Raw genomic sequence first — 542 nt, forward strand, 5'->3', positions numbered from 1 at the left:
GGCGAATGCTGCCACGCTGCGCGAAGTGGCGACGCTGGCGCCGGGGTCGATGTTGGCGATGACGTTCCTGCTCCCGCTCGAAATGGCAGACCCCGACGTGCGCCCCGGGCTGGAAATGGCCGAGAAAGGCGCACGCGCCAGCGGCACGCCCTTCATCAGCTTCTTCACGCCGCCGCAGATCCTTGCGCTGGCCCGAGAAGCCGGTTTCAGCAAGGCGCAACACATCTCGGCCGCCGAACTGACTGAGCGCTACTTTGCCAACCGAACCGATGGCTTTCGCCCACCGAACAATGCCGAGGAACTGCTGGTCGCTACGGTCTAACGGGTCATACAGTCATCGCTCTCGAACAGGCCCAGGCAACGCTTTCAGCCCGATCCACAGCACACCAATGACGACATTGATGGGCACGCTAAGCACGCTTGGCACATAGAACAGCGCAGACAAGCCGGGCGTCTTGAGCCCCAGTTCAATCAGCCCGCCCATGGCATAGCAGAGCAGCCCGCACCAGATCCATCGTCGCATGTAGGCGAGCAACCAGTGC

General features: G+C 62.7%; 2 pseudogenes. One reads left to right on the forward strand and one right to left on the reverse strand.

The features are described 5' to 3' along the window. A pseudogene (locus tag JHD73_RS27985) lies at positions 1 to 322 on the forward strand (SAM-dependent methyltransferase); the annotation flags it as partial. 12 nt (positions 323 to 334) lie between these two features. Here the strand turns inward: JHD73_RS27985 and JHD73_RS27990 are convergent. Beyond that, a pseudogene (locus JHD73_RS27990) lies at positions 335 to 542 on the reverse strand (hypothetical protein); the annotation flags it as partial.

This window comes from Ralstonia sp. ASV6 (assembly GCF_016429285.1).
GTDB classification, from domain to species: domain Bacteria; phylum Pseudomonadota; class Gammaproteobacteria; order Burkholderiales; family Burkholderiaceae; genus Ralstonia; species Ralstonia flaminis.